25 protein-coding genes are annotated in these 25,785 nt (G+C 63.8%); 4 read left to right on the top strand and 21 right to left on the bottom strand.

Annotated elements, in window-relative coordinates; translation table 11 throughout:
• Positions 1 to 12: 12 nt before the first annotated feature.
• A complete protein-coding gene (locus L6637_RS12405) occupies positions 13 to 783 on the bottom strand; it encodes an SGNH/GDSL hydrolase family protein (protein WP_237864164.1) in 771 nt (256 codons plus the stop codon).
• Positions 783 to 2,054 (bottom strand): OpgC domain-containing protein, encoded by a 1,272-nt coding sequence (locus L6637_RS12400; protein WP_237864165.1) that lies wholly within the window; start codon positions 2,052 to 2,054, stop codon positions 783 to 785. The genes L6637_RS12405 and L6637_RS12400 overlap by 1 nt, the downstream gene beginning before the upstream one ends.
• Positions 2,055 to 2,235: 181 nt before the next feature.
• Between L6637_RS12400 and apaG the strand changes: the two genes are divergently transcribed.
• A complete protein-coding gene (gene apaG / locus L6637_RS12395; protein ID WP_237864368.1) occupies positions 2,236 to 2,628 on the top strand; it encodes a Co2+/Mg2+ efflux protein ApaG in 393 nt (130 codons plus the stop codon).
• A 126-nt stretch (positions 2,629 to 2,754) separates the two neighbouring features.
• On the opposite strand, the gene L6637_RS12390 is transcribed toward apaG, so the two are convergent.
• From L6637_RS12390 to L6637_RS12380, 3 genes are all read right to left on the bottom strand, one after another.
• Positions 2,755 to 3,762: an Hsp33 family molecular chaperone gene (locus tag L6637_RS12390; protein WP_237864166.1), complete on the bottom strand. Its 1,008-nt coding sequence runs from the start codon at positions 3,760 to 3,762 to the stop codon at positions 2,755 to 2,757.
• 142 nt (positions 3,763 to 3,904) lie between these two features.
• On the bottom strand, positions 3,905 to 4,828 hold the full coding sequence (gene argF, locus L6637_RS12385) for an ornithine carbamoyltransferase (protein WP_237864167.1): 924 nt from the start codon (positions 4,826 to 4,828) through the stop codon (positions 3,905 to 3,907).
• Positions 4,828 to 6,030 carry an aspartate aminotransferase family protein gene (locus L6637_RS12380; RefSeq protein ID WP_237864168.1) on the bottom strand — a complete coding sequence of 401 codons (1,203 nt, stop codon included), beginning with the start codon at positions 6,028 to 6,030 and terminating at the stop codon, positions 4,828 to 4,830. Before L6637_RS12380 ends, argF begins: the two co-directional genes overlap by 1 nt.
• Before the next feature lie 466 nt (positions 6,031 to 6,496).
• On the opposite strand from L6637_RS12380, the gene L6637_RS12375 reads away from it, so the two are divergent.
• Entirely contained in the window at positions 6,497 to 7,009 is a 513-nt protein-coding gene (locus L6637_RS12375) for a GcrA family cell cycle regulator (RefSeq protein ID WP_237864169.1), read from the top strand.
• A gap of 104 nt (positions 7,010 to 7,113) precedes the next feature.
• Here the strand turns inward: L6637_RS12375 and phoB are convergent, their stop codons facing one another.
• The 12 genes from phoB to L6637_RS12315 form a co-directional block, all read right to left on the bottom strand.
• The gene (phoB, locus tag L6637_RS12370) at positions 7,114 to 7,821 is read right to left on the bottom strand and encodes a phosphate regulon transcriptional regulator PhoB (RefSeq protein WP_195801068.1); all 708 of its coding nucleotides are present in this window, start codon (positions 7,819 to 7,821) and stop codon (positions 7,114 to 7,116) included.
• A 14-nt stretch (positions 7,822 to 7,835) separates the two neighbouring features.
• The gene (gene phoU, locus L6637_RS12365; RefSeq protein ID WP_237864170.1) at positions 7,836 to 8,552 is read right to left on the bottom strand and encodes a phosphate signaling complex protein PhoU; all 717 of its coding nucleotides are present in this window, start codon (positions 8,550 to 8,552) and stop codon (positions 7,836 to 7,838) included.
• 11 nt (positions 8,553 to 8,563) lie between these two features.
• Positions 8,564 to 9,385 carry a phosphate ABC transporter ATP-binding protein PstB gene (pstB, locus tag L6637_RS12360; RefSeq protein WP_237864171.1) on the bottom strand — a complete coding sequence of 274 codons (822 nt, stop codon included), beginning with the start codon at positions 9,383 to 9,385 and terminating at the stop codon, positions 8,564 to 8,566.
• Entirely contained in the window at positions 9,382 to 10,227 is an 846-nt protein-coding gene (gene pstA, locus L6637_RS12355; RefSeq protein WP_237864172.1) for a phosphate ABC transporter permease PstA, read from the bottom strand. The genes pstB and pstA overlap by 4 nt, the downstream gene beginning before the upstream one ends.
• A 1-nt stretch (position 10,228) precedes the next feature.
• Positions 10,229 to 11,218, bottom strand: a complete 990-nt coding sequence (pstC, locus tag L6637_RS12350; RefSeq protein WP_237864369.1) for a phosphate ABC transporter permease subunit PstC — start codon at positions 11,216 to 11,218, stop codon at positions 10,229 to 10,231.
• Positions 11,219 to 11,367: 149 nt separating this feature from the next.
• On the bottom strand, positions 11,368 to 12,381 hold the full coding sequence (gene pstS, locus L6637_RS12345; RefSeq protein ID WP_237870782.1) for a phosphate ABC transporter substrate-binding protein PstS: 1,014 nt from the start codon (positions 12,379 to 12,381) through the stop codon (positions 11,368 to 11,370).
• A gap of 150 nt (positions 12,382 to 12,531) precedes the next feature.
• A complete protein-coding gene (locus tag L6637_RS12340) occupies positions 12,532 to 13,824 on the bottom strand; it encodes an ATP-binding protein (protein WP_237864174.1) in 1,293 nt (430 codons plus the stop codon).
• Between the two features lie 35 nt (positions 13,825 to 13,859).
• A complete protein-coding gene (locus tag L6637_RS12335) occupies positions 13,860 to 14,918 on the bottom strand; it encodes a lysylphosphatidylglycerol synthase domain-containing protein (RefSeq protein ID WP_237864175.1) in 1,059 nt (352 codons plus the stop codon).
• 499 nt (positions 14,919 to 15,417) lie between these two features.
• Positions 15,418 to 16,350: a haloalkane dehalogenase gene (locus L6637_RS12330; protein ID WP_237864176.1), complete on the bottom strand. Its 933-nt coding sequence runs from the start codon at positions 16,348 to 16,350 to the stop codon at positions 15,418 to 15,420.
• On the bottom strand, positions 16,347 to 16,937 hold the full coding sequence (locus L6637_RS12325; RefSeq protein WP_237864177.1) for a TetR/AcrR family transcriptional regulator: 591 nt from the start codon (positions 16,935 to 16,937) through the stop codon (positions 16,347 to 16,349). Before L6637_RS12325 ends, L6637_RS12330 begins: the two co-directional genes overlap by 4 nt.
• Positions 16,938 to 17,059: 122 nt before the next feature.
• Positions 17,060 to 17,356 carry a hypothetical protein gene (locus tag L6637_RS12320; RefSeq protein ID WP_237864178.1) on the bottom strand — a complete coding sequence of 99 codons (297 nt, stop codon included), beginning with the start codon at positions 17,354 to 17,356 and terminating at the stop codon, positions 17,060 to 17,062.
• Between the two features lie 2 nt (positions 17,357 to 17,358).
• Entirely contained in the window at positions 17,359 to 18,753 is a 1,395-nt protein-coding gene (locus tag L6637_RS12315; protein ID WP_237864179.1) for an OmpA family protein, read from the bottom strand.
• Positions 18,754 to 18,920: 167 nt separating this feature from the next.
• Here L6637_RS12315 and L6637_RS12310 point away from each other — a divergent pair, with 167 nt between their 5' ends.
• Both L6637_RS12310 and L6637_RS12305 read left to right on the top strand, forming a co-directional pair.
• Positions 18,921 to 19,979 carry a polysaccharide deacetylase family protein gene (locus L6637_RS12310; protein WP_237864180.1) on the top strand — a complete coding sequence of 353 codons (1,059 nt, stop codon included), beginning with the start codon at positions 18,921 to 18,923 and terminating at the stop codon, positions 19,977 to 19,979.
• An 85-nt stretch (positions 19,980 to 20,064) separates the two neighbouring features.
• Positions 20,065 to 20,865: an SDR family oxidoreductase gene (locus L6637_RS12305; protein ID WP_237864181.1), complete on the top strand. Its 801-nt coding sequence runs from the start codon at positions 20,065 to 20,067 to the stop codon at positions 20,863 to 20,865.
• A 169-nt stretch (positions 20,866 to 21,034) separates the two neighbouring features.
• On the opposite strand, the gene boxB is transcribed toward L6637_RS12305, so the two are convergent.
• The 4 genes from boxB to L6637_RS12285 all read right to left on the bottom strand — a co-directional run bounded on the left by boxB (position 21,035) and on the right by L6637_RS12285 (position 25,662).
• Complete coding sequence (gene boxB, locus L6637_RS12300) at positions 21,035 to 22,486, bottom strand: benzoyl-CoA 2,3-epoxidase subunit BoxB (protein WP_237864182.1); 1,452 nt, start codon at positions 22,484 to 22,486, stop codon at positions 21,035 to 21,037.
• A gap of 13 nt (positions 22,487 to 22,499) precedes the next feature.
• Positions 22,500 to 24,188 (bottom strand): 2,3-epoxybenzoyl-CoA dihydrolase, encoded by a 1,689-nt coding sequence (gene boxC / locus L6637_RS12295; protein ID WP_237864183.1) that lies wholly within the window; start codon positions 24,186 to 24,188, stop codon positions 22,500 to 22,502.
• 112 nt (positions 24,189 to 24,300) lie between these two features.
• Entirely contained in the window at positions 24,301 to 24,825 is a 525-nt protein-coding gene (locus tag L6637_RS12290; protein WP_237864184.1) for a DUF309 domain-containing protein, read from the bottom strand.
• Positions 24,826 to 24,843: 18 nt separating this feature from the next.
• Entirely contained in the window at positions 24,844 to 25,662 is an 819-nt protein-coding gene (locus L6637_RS12285) for an alpha/beta fold hydrolase (RefSeq protein WP_237864185.1), read from the bottom strand.
• Between the last annotated feature and the right edge of the window lie 123 nt (positions 25,663 to 25,785).

Below are 25,785 nucleotides of genomic sequence, written 5' to 3'. Positions count from 1 at the left end.
TAACGCTAGACCTCAATTTTGCTGCTGGGCCGAGCCCAGATGGGCCGCGTCGAGCACAAACTGCGCCAACGCCCGGCCAATGCAATCATGGACCTGCTTCGCCAGCTCAGGGCCGCGAGAGGGACTGAATAGGTCGAACTGACCCTGATCATTCCACTGCCGCATGATCGCGAAACGATCGAACAGCGGGACATCATGCTCCTGCGCCACAACCCGCATATTGTCGAGATAGGGCGGCGCCGAGATCATGGATTCGGTACGTGGGCTGTACTGCAAATTCATCAAGACGACGTCAGCCCCTGCATTTTGCAGCGCAGCGACCCCATCGGTCACGGCGCCGCGGAAATCATCGGGATCGATCGATCGGATAGCATCCACGGTCCCGGTCTGCCAGATGACCAAAGTAGGTGATTTTGCTTCCATCAGCTTAACGAAGGTTCCGGCGGCCTCCTCCGCCGTCTTCTTGCTCTGTATTTCTACGGATACGTGGACCGTCTCCGAAGGCGGCAGCTTCTCCTTCAAGATGGCTTGCATGCGCGCCGGGTAGGAGCTGTCCTCCGAAAACGGAATGGTGGTGGAGCGGCTGCCGACCACCAGAATCTCAAGCGGCTTGCCTGATGTCACGGCTTCGGCGACCTTGTGGAGCTGGCTCTCGGTGGCGAGCAGATAAGGCGGCAATTCGCAGGCAGCAGGGACCGCGGGCGCAGCATCGTCCGCGCGCGCCGAAGGCGCGGCAAGGTATCCGCACAGCAGGATCAGGCTCAGGAGAACCTTCGCCTTCATCAGCCCCCTCCCGCCAGATCGGCGTTGCCGACGGCGTTTTTGGTTTTTACACCGCTCTTGTCAGCTACGCGCTTGTACCACGAAATCACCCAGGCCATCGCCCACATGATCAGAATTCCGGAGAGGCTAATCAGCGCATGCATGGCAGGGCCGCTCGCGACCTCGGCCAGGATGAAATGGCCGGCAAAGGCCAGGAAGACGCCGAGACAGAATATCTCCAGCGAATGCTGGCCGCACACGATCAGCGGCCGTAACCACGGCGATTTCAGACCCGGCCATTCCCGCGGCAGAAAACGCACGGTGAGCGCGGCCAGCGCCAGGAAATGCGTGAAGCGCAGCACGTCGAGGTCAGTCTTGTCGATCGGATACATCCACTGCTCGATCAGCTTCGGCATGAAGTGCGAGAGCTGCGGGACATACCAGGTCAGCGTCACATAGAACGCCGCGGCGAGATAGGCGATCGAAATCCACATCGTCACGGGCGACGCCAGGATGCGCGACATGCGTCGCGCGCCTCCAAGCGCGCACCAGGCGCCGAACACGAACAGCAACTGCCAGGCAAAGGGATTGAAGGCCCAGAAGCCGTTCGGATAGGCGGAGAAGTAGAGGTCGAACTCCCAGGTCGCGGCGTAAAGCAGCGCCGAGAGCGCGAGCGTGACATCGGGCCGCCACTTCATCGACCACAGGATCAGCGGCAGCGCGAGCATCAGGACGATATAGAGCGGCAGCACGTCCATGTTGACGGGACGGAAGCGCAGCAGCAGCGCCTGCACGATGGTGACGTCGGGCTGCTTGAGAAAATCCATGATGCCCATCTCTTCGGTGTAGAGCGGGTTCTCGAAGCTGGTCGCGACGTAGGAGATTTCGGCGAGGAAGATCGTGAACAGGAAGACGTGGGCGACATAGATCTGCCAGACCCGGCGCAGAACCCGCGCGGTGGCGATGACGAAACCGTTCTCCAGCATCGCGCGGCCGTAGACGAAGGCTGCGGTATAGCCGGAAATGAAGATGAAGATCTCGGTGGCGTCGCTGAAGCCGTAATTGCGGATCGTGAACCAGGTCAGGAGATTCGGCGGCAGATGGTCGATGAAGATCAGCCACAGCGCGAGGCCGCGGAACAGATCGAGCCTGAGCTCGCGCTCGCCGATGGCCGGCAGCGTGATGGCCGGCGCAGCAATGCGCGGCTTGGCGTCGACAGATTTGACCTCCGCAGGCTTGGCGCCAGCGGTTCCCGCGATCGTCGATCCCGTCACTTGATCGGCAATGGTCATTGGGGGCCAAAAACCCTTCCGCAAATCGCGACGTTTCAGGAGTGTACCGGTCCAGGCGCCGCATCGCAAAGCGGCCGGATCACAATTCGGGTCTACTTCCTCGTGAATTCGGGCGGGACGATGTCGCCAGGACGGCCTGCGGCGTTTGGTTCCTGGAGGGGTTTTCGTTATGATGGCAACCATGTACCGCGCCGTGACCCGCCAGATCGAAGTGACCGTCGAGCCGAACTTTGTTCCGGAACAGTCCTCGGCCGACCGCTCGCGGTATTTCTGGTCCTACACCATCGTGATCACCAATTCGGGCGACGAGACCGTGCAGCTCAAGACGCGGCACTGGATCATCACCGATGCCTCGGGCCGGCAGCAGGAGGTCAGGGGCGAAGGCGTCGTCGGCGAGCAGCCGACCCTCGCCCCCGGCGAGCGCTTCGAATACACCTCGGGCGTGCCGCTCTCCACCGCCTCCGGCTTCATGACCGGTCGCTACCTGATGGTCAGCGAAAGCGGCGAACGCTTCGAGATCGACGTGCCGACGTTCTCGCTGGACAGCCCCGACAACAAGCGGGTGTTGAATTAGGGGCGGATGACGGTGCCGGAGGGTGGGCAAAGCGACTTGTCCGCCGTAGCTCGACGAGCGAAGGCGGAAGCGTGCGCTCCTTTGCCCACCCTACGACTTCCCGCTTGCGGCGGGCAGCTCCCGTGCCTACGCGTCCTCGACGCCCGCTTCGTCCGGCGTGAACTCATACACCGAGCTGCAGAACTCGCAGGTCACGACGACCTTGTCGTCCTTGACCATCGCGGAGCGGTCGTCGGGCGAAAAACTCTTCAGCATCGACGCGACTGCGTTGCGCGAGCAGGAGCATTGCGCGCTCAGGACCAGCGGATTGAACACGCGCACGCCGCGCTCGTGGAAGAGACGATAGAGCAGCCGTTCGCCGGAGAGATCGGGATCGATCAGCTCGACATCCTCGACCGTCTCGATCAGCGAGCGCGCCTCAACCCAGGCGTCGTCTTCGGCGACGCTGTGAACCTCAAGGCCCTCGGGCGCATCGCCGGGATGCAGATCGGCCTGCCGCGCGCGCTCCGGCGCCTTCGGCAGGAACTGCATCAGCATGCCGCCGGCGCGCCAGCGGTGCTTGCCGCCGTCGCTCGAGCGCCATTCCTCGCCGACAGCAAGGCGCACGCGCGTCGGGATCTGCTCGGAGCGCAGGAAATATTCGTGGGCGGCGTCTTCCAGGCTGCCGCCGTCGAGCGCAACCAGGCCCTGGTAACGGCTCATGTCCGGCCCCTGGTCGATGGTCATGGCGAGATGACCGCGGCCGAGCAGCGTGCCGGAGTCCCTGGCATCACCGAGGCGTTCGGCATCGAAGCGCGCATAGGCGCGCAGGCGATCGGGCGCCTGATAGTCGACCACCAGGAACGACACCGGCCCGTCAGTCTGGGCCTGCAGGATGAAGCGGCCCTCGAATTTCAGCGCCGAGCCGAGCAGCGTCGTCAGCACGATGGCTTCGCCGAGCAACTTGCCGACCGGTGCGGGATAATCGTGCTTGGTCAGGATCTCGTCGAGTGCGGGGCCAAGCCGCACCAGACGGCCGCGCACATCGAGCGCATCGACCTCGTAAGGCAGCACGGCGTCATCGACGGGAACTGCGGAAGGCGCGCGAACCGGGCCTTCGGGCCTGGTTTTCATGTCAGGGGATTGGGAAACCATGGCGCTTTATCTGGGGTCGAGGGCAGGAAATGGAAGGGGGTGTGAGCAGCAGCACTCTCAAACTCGGTGTCGTCCCGGACAAGCGCAAGCGTAGAGCCGGGACGACAGCGGTGTTTGTGGCCGGCGCGACGCCAACCACCCGCTACTTCACCGCGTCGAAGCACCAGGCCAAAATGCCCTTCTGCGCGTGCAGGCGATTTTCGGCCTCGTCGAACACGACCGATTGCGGACCGTCGATCACCTCGTCGGTGACCTCCTCGCCGCGATGGGCGGGCAAGCAGTGCATGAACAGCGCATCGGGCTTGGCCAGCGACATCAGCTTGGAATTGACCTGGTACGGCTTGAGCACGTTGTGACGGTGCTCACCTTCCTTGTCGCCCATCGACACCCAGGTGTCGGTGACGACGCAATCGGCGCCCTTCACCGCGGCCTCGGGATCGGTGCCGAGCACGATCGGCGCATTGGTCGCCTTGATCCAGTCGCGCATCACCTTCTTCGGGGCAAGCTCCGGCGGCGTTGCGACATTGAGCTTGAACTTGAAGCGCTCGGCGGCATGCGCCCAGGACGCCAGCACGTTGTTGTCGTCCCCGGTCCAGGCCACGGTCCGGCCTTCGATCGGGCCGCGGTGCTCCTCATAGGTCATGAGGTCGGCCATCACCTGGCAGGGATGCGAGCGCCGCGTCAGGCCGTTGATCACGGGTACGGTCGCGTAGGCCGCGAGCTCCAGCAACGCCTCGTGGTTGAGGATGCGGATCATGATGGCATCGACATAGCGCGACAGCACGCGCGCGGTGTCGGCAATGGTCTCGCCGCGGCCGAGCTGCATCTCGGCACCGGTGAGCATGATGGGCTCGCCACCGAGCTGGCGCATGGCGACGTCGAACGAGACGCGCGTGCGGGTCGAGGGGCGCTCGAAGATCATCGCCAGCGTCTTGCCCTCGAGCGGACGCACCGGCTGATGCGCCTTCTGCTTCGCCTTCATGGCGGAGGAGGCCGCGAGCATGCTCTTGAGCTCCGACAGCGGCAGCTCATTGATATCGAGGAAGTGCTTGGGTGCCTTGCTCATCAGCTTGCCGCCCGCTTGTTGCCCGACAGCGCCGTGCAGGCGCGTTCGAGCCTGATGATGCTGTCCTCGATCTCGGCTTCGGTGACGATCAAGGGCGGCAGGAAGCGCACGACATTGTCGCCGGCGCCGACGGTGAGCAGCTTCTCGTTGCGCAGCGCAGCGACCAGATCACCTGATGGCACCACGGCCTTGATGCCGATCAAGAGCCCCTCGCCGCGAATTTCGCTGACGATATCGGGGTGACGGTCGATCACGGAGGCCAGCTTCTGCTTGAGCAGCAGCGACATCTTCTGCACGTGGTCGAAGAAGCCGGGCTTGAGCATGACGTCGAGCACGGCGTTCGCGGCCGCGATCGCCAGCGGATTGCCGCCGAAGGTCGAGCCGTGCGAGCCGGGGCCCATGCCGGCGGCCGCATCCGCGGTCGCCAGGATCGCACCGATCGGGAAGCCGCCGCCGAGCGCTTTCGCCAGCGACATCACATCAGGCGTGACGCCGGTGCGGCGATGGGCAAAGAGCTCGCCAGTGCGGCCCATGCCGGTCTGCACCTCGTCGAACGCAAGCAGCAGGCCTTTCTCGTCGCAGAGCTGACGCAACGCCTTGAGGAAGGTGGGGGTCGCCGGACGTACGCCGCCCTCACCCTGGATCGGCTCGATCAGGATGCCGGCGGTGTGCGGGCCGATCGCCTTCTTCACGGCCTCGATGTCGCCATGCGGGATCTGGTCGAAGCCGTCCATCGGCGGACCGAAGCCTTCGAGATATTTTGCCGAGCCGGTCGCGGCCAGCGTCGCCAGCGTGCGACCGTGGAAGGCGCCTTCGAAGGTGATGATGCGGTAACGCTCGGGATGGCCCTTGGAGAAGTGATGATGGCGGACCAGCTTGATCACGCCCTCCAGCGCCTCGGCGCCGGAATTGCAGAAGAACACGAAGTCCGCAAAGCTCTCGTTGCAGAGGCGCGCAGCGAGCTTCTCACCGTCAGGACTCTGGAACAGGTTCGACATGTGCCAGAGCTTCGTCGCCTGCTCCTGCAGCGCCTTGACCAGCGCGGGATGGGCATGGCCGAGCGCATTCACGGCAACGCCCGAGGTGAAATCGAGATAGCGGTCGCCATTGGTTGCGATCAACCAGACGCCTTCACCGCGCTCGAAACCGATGTCGGCCCTGGCGAAAACGGGGAGCAAATGCGGCGCTGCGCTGTTGGTCATGACGGTCTCTTTAGTGGTCACTCAGGGTGTTTCGGACGGCCTGAACGCGCCTTGCGCAGCGCGTCATTTAGCCCGGAAAACGAAACGTGCCGCCTTTTAAGGGCGGCACGCGCAACTATCTTATGCTTGGCACCACGGGTGTCAATGCCGCCCGGAAAGCCCCAGGAAACGCTGATTCCGTAGTCTTGCGGTGCTAAATTTACGGGATTTTCGCCACGGAACATGTGGAAGCGAGTCGGCGGACTCTTGCGCGTGAGTCACGCCATATTGTAGCGTTTGGCTTGTCAGATACGACATCTCGTGCAGCGGTTCTGATCCCTTAAGTCCTCATGTACCGGCGTAAACGTTCGGGCGCATCTGGTGCGCCCGGCGAGCCTTAAGGGATTCTGGCGGCACGGGTTTTTCGAAGCTTAGGCATTCGTCGTGAGGCCCCAGGATGGCTGGCGCCGGCGAAGGAAAGGGTGCAATGACGGTTTTGACCTGGTCAGATGATCGCGTCGAGCAGCTGAAAAAGCTCTGGGAGGCCGGACTTTCGGCCAGCCAGATCGCCGCTGAGCTTGGTAACGTGACCCGCAACGCCGTGATCGGCAAGGTGCACAGGCTCGGCCTGTCCGGCCGCGCCAAGAGCCCCTCGTCAGCAGCTCCCCGGCCGCGCAAGGCGCGTCCAGCGCAGCACATGATGCGGGTGAGCCGCCCCATCGCACGCGGCAACACCGCGCTGGCGCAGGCCTTCGAGGTCGAGGTCGAGGCCGAGCCTGTTACCTACGACAACGTGGTGCCGATGAGCCAGCGGCTCTCGCTGCTCGAATTGAACGAAGCCACCTGCCACTGGCCGGTCGGCGATCCCTCGAGCCCGGATTTCTTCTTCTGCGGCGGCAAGGCGCTCTCCGGCCTGCCCTACTGCGCCCAGCACTCGCGGGTGGCCTATCAACCGGCGGCCGATCGCCGTCGTGCGCCGGCCAAGCCGAGCACGCGCTGAGCCCAGCTCTAGACGACATCGTCCCGGTACGGACCGGGACGATCGAGACGTAAAAAAGCGCGCCACAAGGCGCGCTTTTTTATTTTGCTTGCTTGCAGCCGCCGTTACGTCTGCTCGGCCTTCGCAAAGCGATCGTCGAGCGCATAGCCTGCGCCGCGGACGGTGCGGATCGGGTCTTGCTCGCGACCGAGATTGAGCAGCTTGCGCAGGCGGCCGATATGCACGTCGACGGTGCGTTCATCGATATAAATGTCGCGCCCCCAGACGCTGTCGAGCAGCTGCTCGCGCGAGAACACGCGGCCGGGATGCTCCAGGAAGAACTCCAGCAGACGATATTCGGTCGGGCCGAGATCGATCGGCCGGCCCGAGCGCGCCACGCGGCGCTTCTCGCGATCGAGCTCGATGTCGCCGAAGGCGAGCACGGTCGCAAGCCGCTCGGGGCTGGCGCGCCGCAGCAGGCCCTTCACGCGCGCGAGCAGCTCGGGCACCGAGAACGGCTTGACTATGTAATCGTCGGCGCCGGTCGCAAGGCCCCTTACCCGCTCGCTCTCCTCGCCACGCGCGGTGAGCATGATGATCGGAAGCTGCTTCGTATCGGAGCGTGCGCGCAGCCGGCGGCACAGCTCGATACCTGATAGTCCCGGCAGCATCCAGTCGAGCACGATCAGATCGGGGATGTGCTCCTTGAGGCGGGTGTCGGCATCGTCGCCGCGCATCACCGTCTCGACGTCATAGCCGTCGCCTTCGAGGTTGTAGCGGAGAAGCTCGGTGAGAGCTTCCTCGTCCTCAACAACCATAATGCGTGCGCCCATGGGCTCGTCGCTCCTTAAGTATTCGGGATCGTCGTGGCGAAGGTCGTCATGTCGCCCTTCGGCCGCTTGTCGGTGATGGCCTGGCCTTCGATCATGTAGAACACGGTCTCGGCGATGTTGGTGGCATGGTCGCCGATCCGTTCGATGTTCTTGGCGCAGAACATCAGATGGATGCAGAACGAGATGTTGCGCGGATCCTCCATCATGTAGGTGAGGAGTTCGCGGAACAGCGAGGTGCAGATGGCGTCGACCTCTTCGTCGCCCTTCCACACCGTCATCGCCGCCGGCAGATCATGCGCGGCGTAGGCGTCCAGCACCGACTTGACCTGCTGCTGCACGAGGTCGGTCATGTGTTCGAGGCCGCGGAACAGTTTGAGCGGATGGAAATCCGTCTCCAGCGCCGCGACGCGCTTGCCCATGTTCTTGGCGAGGTCGCCGATGCGCTCGAGGTCGGTTGCAACGCGCATGGCACCGACGATCTCGCGCAGATCGACCGCCATCGGCTGGCGGCGTGCGATGGTGAGCACGGCGCGCTCCTCGATCTTCTTCTGGAGCGCGTCGAGCTCGGCGTCGATGGTGACGACGCGCTGGCCAAGCGCGACGTCGCGGCGGATCAGCGCATCGACGGAATCGACGATCATGCGCTCGGCGATGCCCCCCATCTCGGCGACGAGGCGCGTGAGCTCCTGGAGGTCGGTGTCGAAGGCTTTTGCGGTATGTTCAGAACCCATGTCCTGTCTCCTCAGCCGAACCGGCCGGTGATGTAATCCTGCGTACGCCGGTCGGACGGCGACGTGAAGATCTTGCTGGTGTCGTCGAACTCGATCAGCTCGCCGAGATACATGAAGGCGGTCTTGTCGGAGACACGGGCCGCCTGCTGCATGTTGTGGGTGACGATCGCGATCGTGTAGTTCTCGGACAGTTCCTGGATCAGCTCCTCGACCTTGGCGGTCGAGATCGGATCAAGCGCCGAGCAGGGCTCGTCGAACAAGATCACTTCAGGCCGCACCGCGACGGTGCGGGCGATGCAGAGGCGCTGCTGCTGGCCGCCCGAGAGCGACAGGCCGGAGGCGTTGAGCTTGTCCTTGACCTCGTTCCACAGCGCGCCGCCGCGCAGCGCCTTCTCGACGCGATCGTCCATCTCGGACTTCGAGATCTTCTCGTAGAGGCGGATGCCGAAGGCGATGTTCTCGTAGATCGTCATCGGGAACGGCGTCGGCTTCTGGAACACCATGCCGACGCGGGCGCGCAGCAAATTGAGGTCCAGCTTGGGGTCAAGGATGTTGGTCTGGTCCAGCATCAGCTGACCGGTGACGCGCTGGCCGGGATAGAGGTCGTACATCCGGTTGAAGATGCGCAGCAGGGTCGACTTGCCGCAGCCCGACGGGCCGATGAAGGCCGTGACGCGGTTGGTGCCGAGCGCCAGATTGATGTTCTTCAGCGCGTGGTGCTCGCCGTAATAGAAGTTGAGGTTGCGCACCGTCACCTTGGCCGGGGCTTCCGGCAGCGGCTGTTGCGACGCCAAATGAGCGTTCGAACTCACGGATACGGAAAGGTCGGTCATTTTGCAGTCCTCTCGGCGCCGAGAATGCGCGCGCCAATGTTCAGGGCAAGCACGGTGAGGGTGATCAACAGCGCACCGCTCCAGGCGAGCTGCTTCCAATAGGCGTAGGGGCTCTGGACGAAATTGTTGATGGTCACCGGCAGGTTCGCCATCGTCTTGTTCAGGCCGAGGCTGAAGAACTGGTTCGACAGCGCGGTGAAGAGCAGCGGCGCGGTCTCGCCGGCGACGCGGGCGGTGGCGAGCAGCACGCCGGTGATAAGACCGGAGCGGGCCGCGCGGTAGGCGATCCGCTTGATCACCAGCGAGCGCGGCAGGCCGAGCGCGGAAGCCGCCTCGCGCAGCGCGTTGGGCACCAGCAGCAACATGTCCTCGGTCGTGCGCAGCACCACCGGGATCACGATGACGGCCAGCGCGAGCGAACCTGCGATCGCCGAGAAACCGCGCATCGGCACCACTACTGCGCCGTAGATGAACAAGCCGATGATGATCGAAGGCGCCGACAGCAGGATGTCGTTGATGAAGCGGATCACCGAGGTCAGCTTGTCGTTGCGGCCGTACTCGGCGAGATAGGTGCCGGCGAACAGGCCGAGCGGCGCGCCGATGCCGACGCCGATCACGGTCATGATCAGCGAGCCGACGATAGCGTTGCGGAGGCCGCCTTCGGTCGAGCCCGGAGGCGGGGTATCAGCAACGAACAGGTCGAGGCTGAGGCCGGCCACGCCGTTATAGAGCAGCGTGATCAGGATCAGCGCGAGCCAGGTGACGCCGAAGGCGGCGGCACCGACGCAGAGCCCGCGAATGACGATGTCCTTGCGGCGGCGGCGTGCGTAAATCGGGTTCATGTTACTTCCCCGCCTTCTTTTCCAGGCGCAGCAGCATCAGCCTGGCGCCGGCGAGCACGAAGAACGTCAGCACGAACAGCAACAGGCCGAGTAGGATCAGGCCGGACTGGTGCAGGCCGTCGCTCTCGGCGAATTCGGATGCGATCGCCGCCGAGATCGTGGTGCCCGGCGCGAAGATCGATGACGAGATGCGGAACGAGTTGCCGATGATGAAGGTCACGGCCATGGTCTCGCCGAGGGCGCGCCCCAGGGCCAGCATGACACCGCCGATGATGCCGACGCGGGTGTAGGGGATCACGACGCTGCGGACGACTTCCCAGGTGGTGCAGCCGACGCCGTAGGCGGCCTCTTTCAGCACCGGCGGCACGGTCTTGAACACGTCGACCGAGATCGAGGTGATGAAGGGCAGCACCATGATCGCGAGGATCAGCGCGGCGTTGAACAGGCTGAGATAGGACGGGGGACCTGCGAAGATCGCGCCCAGGACCGGGATGCCGTCGAAGATCTTGATCATGACGGGCTGGAAGGTGTTGGCCAGGAACGGCCCCAGTACGAAGAAGCCCCACATGCCGTAGATGATCGAGGGAATGCCCGCGAGCAACTCGATGGCCATGCCGATCGGACGGCGCAGCCATTGCGGGCACAGCTCGGTGAGGAAGATCGCAATGCCGAGACCGACGGGAATGGCGATCAGCATCGCGATGAAGGAGGTGACGAGCGTGCCGTACATCGGTCCGAGCGCGCCGAGTACGGGCGGATCCGCCGACGGGGCCCAGCGCTGCGTCCACAGGAATGCGAAGCCGTATTCCTTCATCGCCGGGACGGCGCCGATGATCAGCGAGATGATGATGCCGCCGAGAATGAGGAGAACCGAAATCGCGCTGAGGCGCGTGATCCAGTAGAAGGTGACGTCGCCGAGCTTGAACGCGCTCAAAGCCTTGGCGCGATCATACGGACCGGCGGCATCAATCACATTGCTCTCGACAGCCATATCTGCCACGCCGATCCCCTGTACCAATGATATACGCTTCTGGTTGATCTCGCGCCCCGGACACAGCGCAAAGTCAGTCCGGGACCGAAACGTCGTATGGCGCGCAATGCGGCCATTGGAGGCCGCACTGCGTCCAGAGAGCAAAGAGCCTAGCTCTTGATGTCGGCCGACCAGGTCTTCTCGATCAGCTTCACGACGTTGTCGGGCATCGGGATGTAGTCGAGCTCTTCGGCAGACTTCGCACCCTTTTCAAAGGCGAACTTGAAGAACTTCAGCGCTTCCTGCGACGCGGCCTTGTCGGTGGCGTCCTTGTGCATCAGCACGAAAGTCGTCGCGACGATCGGCCAGGACTTGTCGCCGGGCTGGTCGGTGAGGATCAGGTAGTAGCCCGGAGCGCTGGTCCAGTCGGCGTTGGACGCGGCGGCCTGGAACGCCTCGTTGGTCGCGTCGACGGTCTTGCCGGCCTTGTTGACCATCTTGGTGTAGGTCAGCTTGTTCTGCTTGGCATAGGCGTATTCGACGTAGCCGACCGAATTCTTGGTCTGGGCGATATTGCCGGCAACGCCTTCGTTGCCCTTGGCGCCGACGCCAACCGGCCACTCGACGGCGGTGCCCTCACCGACCTTGCTCTTCCAGTCGGCGCTGGTCTTGGACAGATAGTTGGTGAAGTTGAAGGTGGTGCCCGAACCGTCCGCGCGGTGAACGACCGAGATCGCATCCGACGGCAGCTTGGCATTCGGGTTCAGCTTCTTGATCGCAGCGTCGTCCCACTTGGTGATCTTGCCGATGAAGATGTCGGCGAGGGTGGCGCCGTCGAGGACGAGTTCGCCGGCCTTCACGCCTTCAATGTTAACGACCGGGACGATACCGCCCATGACCATCGGCCACTGGGCGAAGCCGTCCTTCACGAGTTGATCCGCCTTCAACGGAGCGTCGGTCGCGCCGAAGGTCACGGTCTTGGCCTGGATCTGCTTGATGCCGGCACCGGAACCGATCGACTGGTAGTTAACGCCGTTGCCCGATTCCTTCTTGTAAGCGTCGGCCCACTTGGAAAGGACGGGGAAAATGAAGGTCGAGCCGGCGCCGGTGGTGTCGGCGGCGAAAGCCGTCGTCGTCGTTGCGGCGACCAAGCCGGCAGCGACGATAGTCTTGAGGAAATTCATGCTGGTCTCCATACAGGGGAGCGAAGCGCCATCCGCGCCCGATCGCGCTCCCCGTGCCGCCCCTTTAGGAGCGGTCGGCTGAGCTTTTACGAAGGTTTCGTGACAGTCGGATGACGGCACTAAGCGATTGAAATCACTTTGCTTTATCGCCTAAACTAAAGTCTTAGCCTGGGGGAAACAGGCGGTGAACGTCGCACCCTGCTTGGGCACGCTTTCGATTAAAAGACGGCCGCGGTGACGGTTAAGAATATGTTTCACCAGCGATAATCCGAGTCCCGTGCCGCCCTGCAAGCGGCTGTCGCCGACGTCCACCCGGTAGAACCGCTCGGTCAGGCGCGGCAGGTGCTCGGGCGCAATGCCGGGGCCGAAATCCCGCACCATGACCCGGATTTCCTGAATTGCATCGGCGGGCGCAGGCAGCGTCAGCGACACGATCACGCGTCCGCCGGAGGCGCCATATTTGAGCGCGTTTTCGATCAGGTTTTCGAACAGGCGGAGCAGTTCCTCGCGGTCGCCGGCAATCATGACCGGGCCGTCGGGCAAATGAGTTTCGACCTCGACCTGGCGCTCTCGCGCCAGCGGCTCGAGCCCGTCGGCGACCTGGAAGATGATCGGCAAGAGGTCGACCAAGGTGTCGGGCCGCACATGCGCCGATAGCTCTACCCGTGACAGCGACAGGAGGTCGTCGATCAGGCGCGCCATACGCGTCGCCTGGTTGTGCATGATGCCGAGGAAGCGCTCGCGCGCCTTGGGATCGTCCTTGGCCTGGCCCTGGAGCGTGTCGATGAAGCCGGACAACGCGGCCAGCGGCGTGCGCAATTCATGGCTGGCATTGGCGACGAAGTCGGCGCGCATCTCCTCGACCCGGCGCAGCGGCGTCTGGTCGTGGAAGGTCATCAGCATGCATTTGTCGGCGCCGCCGAAATTGGTCGGGACCGGCACCGGGGTGATGATCAGCTCCATCCAGCGGTCGACCGGAACATGGTCGAGATAGGTCGCGCGCCGCGGCTCGGTGGTGGCAATCGACTCGCGCAGCGCCGTGATGATTTCCGGCGAGCGCAGCGCGAACTGGGCGAGCTCGTTCTTGCGCAGCGCAGGCGCTAGCTGAGCGGCGGCCGCGTTGAGATGGATGACCCGGCCGGCGCGGTCGAGCAGCACCGCGGGATCCGGCATACCGGCGACAACCGCGGCCACCGCGGCGCCTTCAACCGGATTGACGCGCCTGACGTCCTCGCGCGAGGCGGAGGTATCATGCAGCCGCCAAGGGATCAGCGCCGCCGCGGCGATGCAGAGGAACACCGTCACCGCCCGCAGCACCGACAACTCGCCGAGCGAAACCACGACCGACAGCGCCAGTGCCGCAGCGATCAGGATGATGGTCGAGTGCCGCAGCCGGTCGGACCATGGCTGCACCGTGGGAGACGAGGGGGCGTCGATCGCCATCGGGCCGGGCTTCTCCTATGTTCGCGTTGCGCCGGTCAGGCGCCGCCGCCGTCGCTGCGCTTTCTCACATAAGCGGCTTTGGGCGGTGGACCTGGGTCGAGCTTGAGCGCCGCCTGCTGCAAACGTTTCGATCGGGCACCGATGATAACCTCCCGAAACGTCAGCAAGATTACAGAGATGACGAAAGGGGACAGATAATAGAGGACCCGGAACAACAGCATGCCGCCGAGCAGTTCCTCACGGTCCATCTGCCAGAGCCCGACCAGCATGGCGGCGTCGAAGACCCCTAGTCCCCCGGGCGAATGGCTGGCGAAGCCGAGCAGCGTCGCCGAGACGAAGATGACTGCGACCACGACGAAGCCGAGATTGGGCTCGTCGGGCACCAGCACGTACATCGCGAGCGCGCAGAAGCCGAGATCAATGATGCCGATGGCGATCTGCAGCAGCGTCAGCGGGCCGCCCGGCAGCACTACGGTCCACGGACCGCGCCCAACCACCCGCGGCTGGGTCCAGACCCAGATCACGTAAGCAACCAGCGCCACGATGATCATCATCGCGATGGTGCGGTTCAACCAGGGCGGCAGTTGGTCGATCGCGGCGGCCGCCTCCGGATGATAGGAGATGCCGAGGCCGAGCACGGCCGCATTGCCGAGCCAGAAGGTGAGGCCGGCCAGGAAGCAGATTTTCGCGACGTCGATCGCGTTGAGGCCATAGGCCGAATAGATGCGATAACGCACGGCGCCGCCGGTGAAGACGCTGGCGCCGACATTGTGGCCGATCGAATAGCTGGTGAAGGCTGCGAGCGCATTGATACGGTACGGCACGTGGGACTGTCCGATCGCGCGCACGGCGAACAGATCGTAGAAGGTCAGCGTGAAATAGCCCGCGGCGACGAACAACGCGGCCATCGCAATCTGGCGCGGTTCGGTGCTCTTGATCGCCTCGATCACCTCGTTCGTGTCGATGCCGCGCAGCATGTGAAAGAGCACATAGCAAGCGATGCCGATGACCGCGACGCTGATCACAACTCCAAGCTTATGCAGGATTTGCTTCTGGCGCAGCAACGTCATCGCCCTGCGTATGGCTTCCAGCATCTAGACCTCGAACAACGCTTCAGCGGCCAGAATGGCCGGCGAACAGGCGAACGACGCAATGGCACTCGACGAACCCTCGCCGTCGGCTCCGGTCTCGCGTATGCCCCCCGTCCCTCCACTAGCGCGTTTTGAAGCGGAGTGGAATTCGCCAATGCGAACAAAATCACGTGCCTTCAATATTTTAGGCAGGCTTGCGAGCTCATGATGCACGGTTTGGCGCTTTCGGCGGCAAGGCTGACGCGAATCTCCATGGCAATCCTGCGCAGTCGCCGTGAAGTTTTGATGATTTCGACCGGACAATGTTCCGTCACGCCTTAAGTCGATCTCAATCTATGGACCGCATCCGCCTGTTGAAAGAGGGGGCCGGCTGCGAGGCACACGACGACGTGGCCTACGCCTCGCTCCCGGTCATCGGGTTGCACTGCGACATAACAGACGTCATCGCGGCCGCCCGCCAGGGTAGCCGCGACAAGCATGTTGCTTGGAGGTAGCGTTTGCCTCAGGCCGCAAGCTGCGGGCGTATCGCTTCGATGCCGGCGATCCAGCCGGCGACAGAGCGGCCAATCGCCTCAGCGTGATCCTCCTGAAGGAAGTGCAGCCCGGCGCCGAGGCGAACCAGCGCGCAGTGCGTCAGGAACGCTGCGAACCGCTCGGCAAATTCCGGCGCGACCAGCGCCCCGGGCTCACCGGTGAACAGCAGCTTCGGATAGGACGACGCGGCCAGCGCCGCATGCGCGGACTCGAGCACAGCGTAGACGTCGGCGGGCTCACCGGCGATCGGCAGTTCGCGCGGAAGCGCAAGCACGGGACGGCGGCTCTCCGGCGTCGGGAATGGCGCACGATAGGGTGCCATCTCCGCTTCGCTCAGCCTGCGCACGATGCCGCCGGGCAGCACGCGCTCGACGAAGGCATTTGCCTCGAGGATCATCGCTTCGCCTTCACCCGGCGTCCTGAATTTGCGGAAGACCGCGCGTGCCGCCTCGGCATGGTCCTGCTCTTCCGCGACCTCGGTGAGGTGGAAGTCCTGCCAGGTCGGCATCGGACGGATGAATTCCATGAAGGCGAGGCCGCGCACGAAATCGGGCCGGCGCGCGGCGAGATGAAATGCGAGCGCCGTGCCCCAGTCCTGCGCGACGAGATAGGCCGATTTGATGCCGCGCGCTTCGATGAAGGCATCGAGATAGCGGACAAGATCGAAGAAGCGGTAGGCGATGTCGGGCTTGTCGGATTGACCGAAGCCGATGTTGTCGGGGGCGATGCAATGCGCGACCGGTGACACCAGCGGCAAAATGTTGCGCCAGATGTGTGAGGAGGTCGGATTGCCGTGGAGGAACAGCGCGACGGGCGCGCCTTCCGCGCCAGTCTCGCGATAGGCCATGTGGCTTCCGAGGACGGACGCTTTGCGAATCTCGATGTCGATCGGCTTGGTCATGTCGGCTCCCTGAACACGGTTTGGAATGCGATGGTCTTGAAACGTTCGAGCGCTTTGGGATTGCGGTCGACCTTCATGCGCAGGATCGCGCCCTGCCAGGACGCGAGCAGGAAGTCGGCAAGCTCATCGGGCTCGAAATCGGATGCGATCTCGCCGCGCGCTTGCGCATCCCTGATGCAGGCGGCGAACGGGGCGCGCCATTCAGTGAAGATCGCTGCGAGGCGCGCACGCAGCAGTTCGCTGCTGCCTGATGCCTCCAGGCTGAGATCGCCGATCAGGCAGCCGCGGCCATAGCCGTCGGCCTCAAGGCGTCCGGTGATGATGTCGAGATAGCGCCGCAGGCGCGCGCGGGGCGTCAGCGAGGTGTCCTCGAGCGCCTCGGCGACGAGGCCGCGGGTGACGTCGAAATAGCGATCGAGCACCTCGGAGGCAAATGCCTCCTTGGAGCGGAAATGGTTGGTGAAGGACCCCTGCGGCGCGCCCGCCGCAGCGGTGACGTCGCGCACGCTGGTGCCGTGATAGCCGGTCCGGAACATAACCTTGAGGCCGGCGTCGAGGATGGCGTCTTTCAGTGATGGCTTGGGCATGAGCAAAATAATACGTACGTACGTATTATTGTCAAGCGGCGTCTTGCGTCTGCGGCAATCTGGTTGCCAATCAGTCGGTAGCGGATCTGGGATGATCGACCGCCCCGCGACGGGCTGGCGTTTCAGGCCGCAGGCTGGCTGCGCGAGACAACCCAATAGCGCAGCCACGCGCCGATGGTGCAGCCAACGAGATAGCAGGCGAACATGACGAGGCCGAGGTCGAGCCAATAGCCGAAGCGGCCCGGCACCACATGCGCGAACGAGGCCGCGACCAGGCCCGCGACGAGCACGGCAAGCCAGCGCGCGGTCACCTTCGAGGTGCCATTGCCGCGCTGGACCACCGAGATCCAGCCCATGCAGAAGCCCAGCAGCAGCGAGCCGATCAGCCAGCCCATATGGAACGAGACAAGATAGGGCATGATCATCTCACCAGAAATTCGATGCGGCGGTTCTGCGCCTTGCCGTCGTCGGTGTCGTTGCCGGCGACAGGCTGCGTGCTGCCATAACCGACCGCTGTGAAACGGTCCGCGGGCAGGCCGGCCTTGACCAGATAGTCGATCACCGCCTGCGCGCGCTTCTCGGAGAGCGCCTGGTTGAACGAGTCCTCGCCGTCGGCATCGGTGTGGCCGGCGACCTCGATATTGGTGGTGGGGCAGCGCAGTGCGGTTTCGATCAGATGATCGAGAACGCCTGCGGAGTCGGGATCGATGTCGGCGCGTTTGGACTCGAACCGGATCTTGCCCTTGGCCAAGAGCTCCGAGAACAATTGCTGGCAGACGGTGCCGTCGACCGGCCCTGCTGCGGGCTTTACGGTGATTTCGGGCTTGTACAGCCAGGTCTTTGGAAAATCCTTGCCGAGGCCGGCGCGGATGTCGTTGGCCGCGCCTTCATAGAGCGCATCGCCCGACAGCTTCACCTCACGATCCGAGACCACGAGCGTGCCGGTCGACAGCCGCGACAGCGCGCCGAGCGCTGCGACAACCGCGGTGTTGAACGAAGCAGGCGCGCCGATGCTGGCCTTGAGATTGTCGACCACCTTCTCGGTGAAGAATTTCCGCGACGCGCTGGTCGCGATCGCGGCGTGCACGCTGTTGTCGGGCACATAGCCGGTCAGCGTCACCGTGGCGGCAACCGGATCCTTGTAAGCCTGGAAGATGTAAGGCGGCGCCTTGATCTCGTTGGCGGCGATCGAAAAGCCCTCAGGCAGGTTCTTGAGCGCGGCGGCGATCGCCTCGCGGCCGCCGAGGTCGCGCGCCATGCCCGACAGATTGACCTTGGTGTCGGAGATCGTGATCTTGCCGTCCTTCAGCTTTCCGATCTGGTCGAGCAGCAGCATCGCCGCCGCCTCGAAACGCGCAGGCGCGCCGCGGGCGAGCCCCATCTGATCGGCGACCTCGCCGCCATTGACCTCTTTTCGTGCGGCCTCGGTGAGGCGCGCCTTCATCGACGGCAGCGGCGCAGAGCCCGACAGGGTCACCCGCACCACGTCACGCTCGGCGTTCCAGACAAATGGCTTTGCTTCGGGAACAAGGCGGGTCTGGTCGTCGACCAGCCGAACGCCGGGAACCAGCTCGACCGTCGTCACGGCGTCGCGGCGACCCTCCTCGGAGAAGGCGTCCGCGGCCAGGCTGACGTCACGGCCGTCCACAGCGATCCGGGTCTTGTCCAGGACGGTATCCTTGAGCGCGGCCGAACTGCGGGCCGACAGGTCGGCCTCGACGGGCAAGGTGTTATTCCAGGCCGCAAATCCCCACATGACGGCCAGGGGAATCAGCCCCGGCCACCATTTGCTGGCCCACGTGAAAAGCATCTGCATTCGACGACCCGAACTCTGGAACCGGAGACAAAACAAACCCTTGGCAGGCTGTCAAACCGGAAATGGGGCCGTTTCCGGGGCCACCCGTGAAACAATTGGAATAACTTTTTCTTCAAGGGTCATTCCCTACATTGGGGGCGGAATGCCCAGGGGTCGGCCAGCCGGTCATGAAACAACTCCGTAACAACGTCATTCGCGCCGGGCTGGGAGCACTCTACTTCAGCGGCGCGCATCACCTGCTGCGTCCGCTGCTGTCGGGCGTCGGCGCCATTTTCATGCTGCACCATGTTCGGCCGGCCCGTGAGGGCGCGTTCCAGCCGAACCGGCATCTCGAGGTGACCCCCGACTTCCTGCGCGCGACGCTGCGCCATTTGCGCTCGCGCGAGATCGACATCGTCAGCATGGACGAGCTGCACGAACGGCTGATTCAGGGCCGGTTCGAGCGCCGCTTCGCCGCCTTCACCCTTGACGACGGCTATCGCGACAACCGTGACCATGCCCTGCCGGTGCTGCGCGAATTTGACGCGCCCGCAACCATCTATGTCGCCAGCGACTTCGCCGAAGGCACGGGACGATTGTGGTGGACCGCGCTGGAAGCCGTCATCGCCAAGGCCGAGCGGGTCGACGTCACAATCGGCCATTCCGCGCTGCGGCTCGATGCAAGCACGCCGGCCGCAAAGCAGGCGACGTTCGATCGCCTGCACGATTGGCTGCGCGCGCTGCCGGGCGAGCACGATCTGAAGCGCGAGATCGAGGCGCTCTGCGCCGCGCACGGTGTCGACATGGAAGCGCTATGCCGCGGCCTCTGCCTGTCCTGGGACGAGGTGAAGCGGCTCGCGGCCGATCCGCTCGTCACGATCGGCGCCCACACCATCAGCCATTGCAATCTCGCCAAGCTGAGCGAGGAGATCGCCACGCAGGAGATGGCGGTGAGCCGCGTGCGGATCGAGCATGCGCTGGAGCGCGAGGTGCTGCACCTCGCTTACCCCTATGGCGACCGCGAAGCGGCAGGAACGCGCGAATTCGCACTGGCCGCATCCGCTGCCTTCAAGACCGCGGTGACGACACGGCCCGGCATGCTGTTCGCCGAGAACGCCGATCACATGACCGCGTTGCCGCGCGTTTCGCTCAACGGAAATTACCAGGATGCGCGCATCCTGCCGGTGCTGACCTCGGGCGCCGCGACCGCGATGTGGAATGGTTTTCGCCGGTTTGCCGCCGCTTGACTGTTGTCCCGGCCTCGCCCGGGCAACACCGAGTTGACTCCCCTCCCCGCGGCGCTCAAAACGTCGCCAACTCAAGGGAGGTATCATGTCCAACGATTTGTTTTCGCTCAAAGGCCGTATCGCACTCGTGACCGGCGGCTCACGCGGCATCGGCAAGATGATCGCGGCCGGCTTCCTTGGCGCTGGCGCAGCGAAGGTCTACATCACCGCGCGCAAGGCCGGGCCGTGCGAAGCCACCGCGAAAGAGCTCTCGGCGCAGTATGACGGCGAATGCATCGCGCTGCCGATCGACATCTCGACCGTTGAAGGCTGCAACAGGCTCGCCGGCGAAATCATCAAGCTCGAGCCGAAGCTCGACATCCTCGTCAACAATGCGGGCGCGGCCTGGGGCGCGGAATTCGACGAATTCCCCGAGAGCGGCTGGGACAAGGTGATGGACCTCAACGTCAAGTCGCTGTTCTTCCTGACCAAGGCGCTGGCAAAGCCGTTGCGCGCGGCTGCCTCGCACGAGCGTCCGGCGAAGGTGATCAACATCGCCTCGGTCGACGGCATCTTCGTCAATCCCGGCGAGACCTATTCCTACGCCGCGAGCAAGGCTGCCGTGATCCATCTGACGCGGCGTATGGCGACGAAGCTGATCAAAGACAACATCAACGTTACCGCGATCGCGCCGGGAGCGTTCAAGTCCGACATGAACCGCGCCGCGCGCGATCACTCGGACGAAGTGGCCAAACGCATTCCGTCGCGGCGCGTCGGCACCGACGAGGATATGGCGGGCGTTGCGATCTATCTCGCCTCACGTGCGGGCGATTACGTGGTCGGCAACACCATCGCGGTCGATGGCGGTGTGGTGTATGCGAATGCGGGATTGGAGATTGCGGGGTAAGGGGCGGGTTTCAGAGTGGCGCGTCACATGCCCCTGTCATGCCCCGGCTTGACCGGGGCATCCAGCACGCCGCGGCTTCTCGATTTATCTCTGCTGTCTCTGGAATACTGGATCACCCGCTTTCGCGGGTGATGACAGTCTTCGTTGCGCGAGCGTTCGTTCCTGACCCTTACGACTCGATCTTGACGTACTCGAAATCGCCCGGCTTGTTGTCGATGCCGACCTTCGGCGGCGAGATCCAGGAGGCGTACTTGCCGGTTTCGGTGACGGGCTGCATCAAGGAGGTGATGAAGTCACCGTCGGCCGTCGAGGGCAGCCAATCGTCCCGGCGCTTGGCCCAGGTGGCATTGTCGATCAGGATACCGTCGGGCGTGGCGTGCACGTCCTTGAACTCGCCGATATGGCGGTGGAACGCGACGTTCGGCAGCGCCAATTTGAAATCATAGCCGGCGGTCGAGATCACCTTGTTCCAGCGCAGCATGCCCTTGACGCAATCCTGGCTGTAATCGTCGCGAAGGCGCATGTTGAGCGCGGTCAGCGCGGGTTCGTCGACCAGCTTGATCTCGCCGTTGATCAGCTTGAGCACCGGATAGGTCGAATTCTTCAGCTGGTGATCGTCGTCGATCTGGGTCTCGTGATAGCGGCCCTTGATACCGGTGTTGAAGGCATTGGCCGCGTTGGTCGAGACTTCCGAGCCAAACAGATCAAGCGACAGCGTGTAGTGCAGGTTCAGCTTCTTCTGGATGGTCGGCAGATCGATGACGCCGAGTGCGCGGACCTTGGCGACGTCGGTAGGATCGGTGATGCCGGCCTCGCGCATGGCGTCGCAGGTGCGCTGCACGACGCGGGTGATGCCGGTCTCACCGACGAACATGTGGTGCGCTTCTTCGGTCAGCATGAAGCGGCAGGTGCGCGACAGCGGATCGAAGCCCGATTGCGCCAGCGAGTGCAGCTGCATCTTGCCGTCGCGATCGGTGAAATAGGTGAACATGAAGAAGGACAGCCAGTCCGGCGTCGCCTCGTTGAAAGCGCCCAGCATGCGCGGCGCATCCGCATCGCCGGAGCGGCGGCGGAGCAGATCGTCGGCTTCCTCGCGGCCGTCGCGGCCAAAGTATTTCTGGAGCAGATAGACCATCGCCCAGAGGTGACGTCCTTCCTCGACATTGACCTGGAACAGGTTGCGCATGTCGTAGAGCGAGGGCGCGGTCTTGCCGAGATGACGCTGCTGCTCGACGGAAGCCGGCTCGGTGTCGCCCTGGATTACGATCAGGCGGCGCAGCATGGCGCGATATTCACCCGGGACTTCCTGCCAGGCCGGCTCGCCGTAATGCTCGCCGAAGGGCACGACGCGGTTCTCTTCCTGCGGCGCAAGCAGAATGCCCCAGCGATATTCGGGCATACGGACATAGTCGAACTTGGCCCAGCCGCGCGGGTCGACCGAATAGGCGGTGCGCAAGTACACCAGCGATTCCTGGAAGCCCTCCGGCCCCATGTCGCTCCACCAATCCATGTAGCCCGGATGCCAGCCTTCCAGCGCCTTCAGCACCTGGCGGTCTTCGGCGAGATTGACGTTGTTCGGAATCTTGGTCGAGTAGTCGACGTTCATGATGTTCATGTTCATGGCCGCGCGCTCCTTAAACTCTCGTCATATCGAATTTCGGCTTCTGGCCGCTGCCATAGCGGCGCAGCGCGCCCTCCTCGCCGACCGCGTTGGGGCGCTGGAAGATCCAGTTCTGCCAGGCGGTGAGGCGCGCGAAGATCTTTGATTCCATGGTCTCGGGGCCGACGAAGCGCAGGCTCGCTTCCATGCCGGTGAGACTGTCGGGCGAGAAGCTGGCGCGTTCCTCCAGGAACACGCGAACCTCGTCGTCCCAATCGATGTCGTCGAGCGCGAAGGTAACGAGGCCGAGCTCTTCGGCCTGTTCCGCGTCGAGGCTGGTGCCGAGCGTGGCTTCCGCGCGCTCGACATCAGCGGGATCGGCCTGGAAGCGCGATTCAAGCCGCGTCAGGCCGTGGCTCATCGGATAGGGGCCGAAGTTCATCGCCGACAGTTCGATCGAGGGCGGCGGCTGATTGTCGCCCTGGCGGGTGCCGATCAGCATGTAGGAGCGGTCGGCGGCGAAGACGAGCTCGGCCAGCGTGCCGGCAAAGCACGAGCCCGGCTCGACCAGCGTCACCAGCGTGCGCGAGGTGACGTCGATGCGCTTGAGCACGCGCTTCCAGTAATGCCTGATCTCGTTGACCAGCCAGTGTGCCTTGTTGGCTTCGAGGAACGCGTCGGACGCGAGCACATGGGCGCGGTCGCCATGGCTCTTGAAGACGAGCATCGCGATCTCGAGCTCGTTGATGCGCAGATGCAGGATGGCGTCGTCAAGCTCGCGCGCCACCTGCAGCGGCCAGAATGATGCGCCCTGCGCCATCATGCCGTCGATGTCGGCGGGCGGTGCCGCTTCCGGCGCCTTGATCGAGATGGTGGCGATGCGCGCGGCGCGATCGATATCGACGGTGACAAAACCGTAGCGAATGCTGGTCTCGTCGATCACGCGCTTGAGCGGAGAGAGCGCGATGCCCTTGCCGCTGCCGGCGCGCTTTGATTTGCCGGCGAACTCCTTGGCGCGCTCGACGATCCTGGCTTCCAGCTTGGAGTTCGGCGCGATCTCGTCGACGAGGCGCCATTGCACGGCGCGCTTGCCCTTCACGCCTTCCTCGATGGTGCAGAAAAAGTCAGCGTGGTCGCGGCGCACCTTGCGCTTGTCGACGACGCGGGTGAGGCCACCGGTGCCGGGCAGCACTGCGAGCAGCGGCACTTCGGGCAGCGCCACGGCCGAGGCGCCGTCGTCGGCGAGGATGATGTGGTCGGTCGCGAGCGCCAGCTCATAGCCGCCGCCAGCGGCCGAGCCGTTCACCACCGTGATGAAACGCTGGCCGGAATTCTCGGACGAATCTTCCATGCCGTTGCGGGTCTCGTTGGTGAATTTGCAGAAGTTCACCTTGTGCGCATGGGTCGAGCCCGCGAGCATGCGGATGTTGGCGCCGGCGCAGAACACGCGGTTCTTGGCCGAGCGCATCACCACGACCTTCACTTCAGGGTGCTCGAAGCGCAGCCGCTGCACAACGTCCGCAAGCTCGATGTCGACGCCGAGATCGTAGGAATTGAGCTTGAGCAGATAGCCTTCGAACAGGCCGCCATTCTCGTCGACGTCCATGGTCAGCGTCGCAACGTCACCGTCGACCGCAAGCTTCCAGTGCTTGTAGCGGGACGGTTCGGTCTGGAAATCGATGAATGTCGCGCCGCCTGCGAGGCGTCGATCTTCGCCGGCCATGGGCCACCCTTGAGCTCGTCTTGGTTTCTAACGTTAGATGCACAATAGTGCACATTTAGGTGCGCGTCTAGCCCTTATTGGTCAAGATATGCACTTTGCTTCATGAAGGCGCCTAAGATCGCACGACAGCGCCCAGCGCGATCCAGTCGGCCTTGGTGAGCTCGGTGCGGCCGAGCTTGGCCTGGAGCAGCGCCGTCAGCGCCGGCACCGGAAAGCTCTCGACAAAGCCGTCGCCACTAGCCGCCACCTTGCGCGCGCTCAGCGTCCGCAGCTCGGCGAGCGCCTCGCCGAACAGGCGCGCGGCCGAATGCGCCTTTTGCATGCGCAGCCGTAAGTTGGCGTTGGCGACATGGACACAGGCCCGCAGCAGGATGCGCTCGCGGCCGCCTTGCGGAGCCGCCGCCCACAGCGCTTCCAGCACCTCCTGGGATTCCCAGAAATAGCCGCGGTCGTTCAGCGCGAGCCCATAGCGGAGCGCCGGATGGCGTGCCGGCACATAGCCGCGGAAGGCCGAGGGCACCAGCGCCTTGGCCAAATCAAGCGTCTCGTAATCCGCATCGACCGCGCCGGTCTCGCCCGGCACATAGGCCCATCGCGGCCATGGCAGCGGGCTGCCCGCATGTGAAGGCACATTCATGGATGTGCCTTCGCATGGTCATGCAGCGTGTCCCCGAAGTCCCTGATCGTCGCGCAGGGCCGCTCTTGCAAATTGCTCAATCGCGTCAAGCGTCACCCCTGGCGCTTCACGATGCGGGGAATGGCCCGCGTCTGAAATAATTTTCAAATCTACCGGACAGTAGCACTCTTCCTGCGCGATTTCGACCTGACGCAATGTCCCATATTGGTCATCGCTTCCCTGCACGACCAGGACGGGAACGCGGATATAGGCCAGATATTCCGAGATGTCCCAGTCGCGGAATTTCGGGTCGAGCCAGGCGCCGTTCCAGCCGTAGAAGGCGTTGTCGACGTCCTTGTGCCAGCGCGCGAGCTTGGCCTTGAGGTCAGTGGTCTCATAAGTGGACTTGATCGCGGCGATTGACTTCACCGAGATGTCCTCGACGATGAAATGCGGCGCAATCAGCGCGATGCCCTGCAGGCGATGATCCTGATGTGACCCCGCGTAAATCGCCGCGATCGAGCCGCCGTCGGAATGGCCGAGCAGCAGGCCGCGCTTGAAAGGAATGGCGTCGAGCACCTTCGGCAGCACCTCCAGCGCCTCGCGGTGCATGTAATCGAGCGGCCGCGGCAACGCGACCGGACTCGACTGGCCGTAGCCCGCGCGCGAATAGGCGAAGATACCGGCGCCGGTCGCTTGCTGAAGCTTTTCGGGGAAATCGTTCCAGAGGCCAACAGAGCCGAGGCCTTCGTGCAGCATGACGATGGTGGGCACATCGGCGACCTGTGGTGCCAGCCAGATGTATTCGAGGCTGGCGCCGTTGATGCTGAGGAAGCCGGTAGGGGTGAGATTGGTCATGCCCTGTATCCATTCACTCCCGTCATTCCGGACAACTCGCAAAACGAGTTGATCCGGAATCTGGAGATTGCAGTTCATCGCTCGAGATTCTCAGGTGCGCAAGTGCGCACCGTAGTTCGCGCT

Origin of the sequence: Bradyrhizobium zhengyangense, assembly GCF_022012435.1 — a bacterium.
GTDB classification, from domain to species: domain Bacteria; phylum Pseudomonadota; class Alphaproteobacteria; order Rhizobiales; family Xanthobacteraceae; genus Bradyrhizobium; species Bradyrhizobium zhengyangense.
The sequence above is the reverse complement of the archived record's forward strand: the minus strand, read 5'-3'. Positions and strand labels throughout refer to the sequence as shown.

What these genes read in the sequence shown, in the direction of transcription:
- L6637_RS12305 (WP_237864181.1), top strand. Translation starts at nt 20,065, where the DNA reads ATGTCCAACGATTTGTTTTCGCTCAAAGGCCGTATCGCACTCGTGACC.
- pstC (WP_237864369.1), bottom strand. Translation starts at nt 11,218, where the DNA reads ATGGCTGTCGAGAGCAATGTGATTGATGCCGCCGGTCCGTATGATCGC.
- pstS (WP_237870782.1), bottom strand. Translation starts at nt 12,381, where the DNA reads ATGAATTTCCTCAAGACTATCGTCGCTGCCGGCTTGGTCGCCGCAACG.
- L6637_RS12375 (WP_237864169.1), top strand. Translation starts at nt 6,497, where the DNA reads ATGACGGTTTTGACCTGGTCAGATGATCGCGTCGAGCAGCTGAAAAAG.
- pstB (WP_237864171.1), bottom strand. Translation starts at nt 9,385, where the DNA reads ATGACCGACCTTTCCGTATCCGTGAGTTCGAACGCTCATTTGGCGTCG.
- L6637_RS12330 (WP_237864176.1), bottom strand. Translation starts at nt 16,350, where the DNA reads ATGACCAAGCCGATCGACATCGAGATTCGCAAAGCGTCCGTCCTCGGA.
- L6637_RS12340 (WP_237864174.1), bottom strand. Translation starts at nt 13,824, where the DNA reads ATGGCGATCGACGCCCCCTCGTCTCCCACGGTGCAGCCATGGTCCGAC.
- L6637_RS12320 (WP_237864178.1), bottom strand. Translation starts at nt 17,356, where the DNA reads ATGCCCTATCTTGTCTCGTTCCATATGGGCTGGCTGATCGGCTCGCTG.
- L6637_RS12310 (WP_237864180.1), top strand. Translation starts at nt 18,921, where the DNA reads ATGAAACAACTCCGTAACAACGTCATTCGCGCCGGGCTGGGAGCACTC.
- phoB (WP_195801068.1), bottom strand. Translation starts at nt 7,821, where the DNA reads ATGGGCGCACGCATTATGGTTGTTGAGGACGAGGAAGCTCTCACCGAG.
- L6637_RS12285 (WP_237864185.1), bottom strand. Translation starts at nt 25,662, where the DNA reads ATGACCAATCTCACCCCTACCGGCTTCCTCAGCATCAACGGCGCCAGC.
- L6637_RS12325 (WP_237864177.1), bottom strand. Translation starts at nt 16,937, where the DNA reads ATGCCCAAGCCATCACTGAAAGACGCCATCCTCGACGCCGGCCTCAAG.
- L6637_RS12405 (WP_237864164.1), bottom strand. Translation starts at nt 783, where the DNA reads ATGAAGGCGAAGGTTCTCCTGAGCCTGATCCTGCTGTGCGGATACCTT.
- L6637_RS12400 (WP_237864165.1), bottom strand. Translation starts at nt 2,054, where the DNA reads ATGACCATTGCCGATCAAGTGACGGGATCGACGATCGCGGGAACCGCT.
- L6637_RS12390 (WP_237864166.1), bottom strand. Translation starts at nt 3,762, where the DNA reads ATGGTTTCCCAATCCCCTGACATGAAAACCAGGCCCGAAGGCCCGGTT.
- L6637_RS12290 (WP_237864184.1), bottom strand. Translation starts at nt 24,825, where the DNA reads ATGAATGTGCCTTCACATGCGGGCAGCCCGCTGCCATGGCCGCGATGG.
- argF (WP_237864167.1), bottom strand. Translation starts at nt 4,828, where the DNA reads ATGAGCAAGGCACCCAAGCACTTCCTCGATATCAATGAGCTGCCGCTG.
- pstA (WP_237864172.1), bottom strand. Translation starts at nt 10,227, where the DNA reads ATGAACCCGATTTACGCACGCCGCCGCCGCAAGGACATCGTCATTCGC.
- L6637_RS12315 (WP_237864179.1), bottom strand. Translation starts at nt 18,753, where the DNA reads ATGCAGATGCTTTTCACGTGGGCCAGCAAATGGTGGCCGGGGCTGATT.
- L6637_RS12380 (WP_237864168.1), bottom strand. Translation starts at nt 6,030, where the DNA reads ATGACCAACAGCGCAGCGCCGCATTTGCTCCCCGTTTTCGCCAGGGCC.
- phoU (WP_237864170.1), bottom strand. Translation starts at nt 8,552, where the DNA reads ATGGGTTCTGAACATACCGCAAAAGCCTTCGACACCGACCTCCAGGAG.
- apaG (WP_237864368.1), top strand. Translation starts at nt 2,236, where the DNA reads ATGTACCGCGCCGTGACCCGCCAGATCGAAGTGACCGTCGAGCCGAAC.
- boxB (WP_237864182.1), bottom strand. Translation starts at nt 22,486, where the DNA reads ATGAACATGAACATCATGAACGTCGACTACTCGACCAAGATTCCGAAC.
- L6637_RS12335 (WP_237864175.1), bottom strand. Translation starts at nt 14,918, where the DNA reads ATGCTGGAAGCCATACGCAGGGCGATGACGTTGCTGCGCCAGAAGCAA.
- boxC (WP_237864183.1), bottom strand. Translation starts at nt 24,188, where the DNA reads ATGGCCGGCGAAGATCGACGCCTCGCAGGCGGCGCGACATTCATCGAT.